Below are 1806 nucleotides of genomic sequence, written 5' to 3' on the forward strand. Positions count from 1 at the left end.
CATGGATAGCTCCTCCGAATCGTGGGAGCCTCAACAGCGCCCACATCCATGGCACTCAAGTGCCGGTGGAGGAGCCGTCCACAGCATCAGCAACGGACTCAAGACGGCTGCGGGGCCGTCTCGGGTTCGGCAGTTTCGGGCATTTCAAGCGCGAAGACGATCAGCGCCACCCCCGCGGCAGCGCCCAAGGTGAGAAAGGCTGCGCTGTATCCCAAGTGATCGACGATCAAGCCAGCAGCGAGGCCACTCAGCGAGGCGCCGATCCCCTGCATCGTTGCGATGGCACCTAGAGCAAGGTTGTAGCGACCGGTGCCTCGCATGATGTCGGCGATTACAAGGGGCGTGAGGGCGCCGAATATCCCGGCTCCTACGCCATCGAGCAACTGGACACCGATTAGCCAGAAGCTGTTATCGGAGAAGGTGTAGAGCACCGCACGGATGGGCAGGATGGCAAACCCGGCGAGAAACAGAGGCTTCCGTCCCCAACCGTGGGCAGTACGTCCGACCAGCAGGGCGATCGGCAGCATCACCAGTTGTGCGGCGACGATGCACGCCGACATCATGGCCGTCGCCTCTTCGGGAAATGAGGCTGCCAGCTTTTGTCCCACCAGTGGGAGCAGGGGTGCATTGGCAAAATGGAACAGCATGACGCACAGGCCAAAGATGACGAGAGGCCGGGATTTGAGCAGGATGCCGTAACCGGCGGGGCCGGCGGAGCGCCCAGCCGCGTCGGTCTCCTGGTCCAAGTCTCTCGCCCGGTCCAAATCGATTGCCTCGGCCGGAATGGAAAGCACCGCGATGCCGGCAAGCACGGCGAAGACCGGCACCAGAAGGAAGACGGCGCGTTGCGAGAAGGCATAGCCAACTGCGCCCGCCAAAACGGCGATGGCGACATTGCCCGCATGGTCGAAGGCCGAGTTCCGTCCCATGCGGCGGGCCAATTGCTTGCGCGCGTACAGGCCCAAGGTCAGGGCCGCGACCGCAGGACCGAAGACGTCACCGACAACTGCGGTCAGGCTGTTGGCGATCATCACCGGCCAGAAGCTCGGCCACACAAAGATGATGGCAGCTCCGATGCCCAGCACGGCGAGCGCCAGGACGATCACTCCGCGCTTGGCGCGGGTCGCGTCGATCGCGGCGCCGATCGGCGTTTGGACGGCGAGCCCGAGTAGGCCTCCGATCGTGGTCACCAATCCGACTTCGGACTGGCTCCAATGCTGCTGGGTGACCAGGAACACGTTGAGAAAAGGCCCGAGGGCGCCGCGGACGTCCGCGAGCAGAAAGTTGACGGCGTCCAGCGAGAACGGGGTGAACGCTTGCTCCTGGTTGATGTCATAGCCATAGCCACAGCATCCGATTGCGGCGCACCGAGTCCCTCATGTAGTAGAGGATCGGAGGCCCCGCCACGGCCAGCACTAAATACTCGCGCGCTCCACACTCGTCATCCGCTGCGGGTCATTCGCGTCATTCTGACGACGTTCCTGTCACTTCCGCTCTACCCCGATAAACAGACAAACTTCAGTTGGCCTCAATTGAACTGACCAACTCGCTCATCTGTAACCGTCACGGCCCTTCCGGCATCCTTGCCGCTGATGTATGTTGCACCTACTGCCTTTGGGAGCTGCCAGCGGGACGTGCCGAGGTCCCGATTTGTCTTTAGCGGCAGCGTCGAAGCCGTCGGCGGGCATCGCACCTAAATAGACCGACGTACTTTTTTGCCGATGCTACCAGCACTCGCACGGTCGTGTGCGCACGCACACGCGGCAAATCTTGCAACGATCAGGGAGGAAAGTCATGAAAACCCAC

1 protein-coding gene is annotated in these 1806 nt (G+C 62.2%); it reads right to left on the minus strand.

The annotated features are described in order from the left end of the window. Positions 1–98 precede the first annotated feature (98 nt). Entirely contained in the window at positions 99–1358 is a 1260-nt protein-coding gene (locus N554_RS0130480) for an MFS transporter (RefSeq protein ID WP_371259538.1), read from the minus strand. Positions 1359–1806 lie beyond the last annotated feature (448 nt).

The sequence above is a fragment of the Bradyrhizobium sp. URHD0069 genome (genome assembly GCF_000701345.1).
Lineage (GTDB): Bacteria > Pseudomonadota > Alphaproteobacteria > Rhizobiales > Xanthobacteraceae > Bradyrhizobium.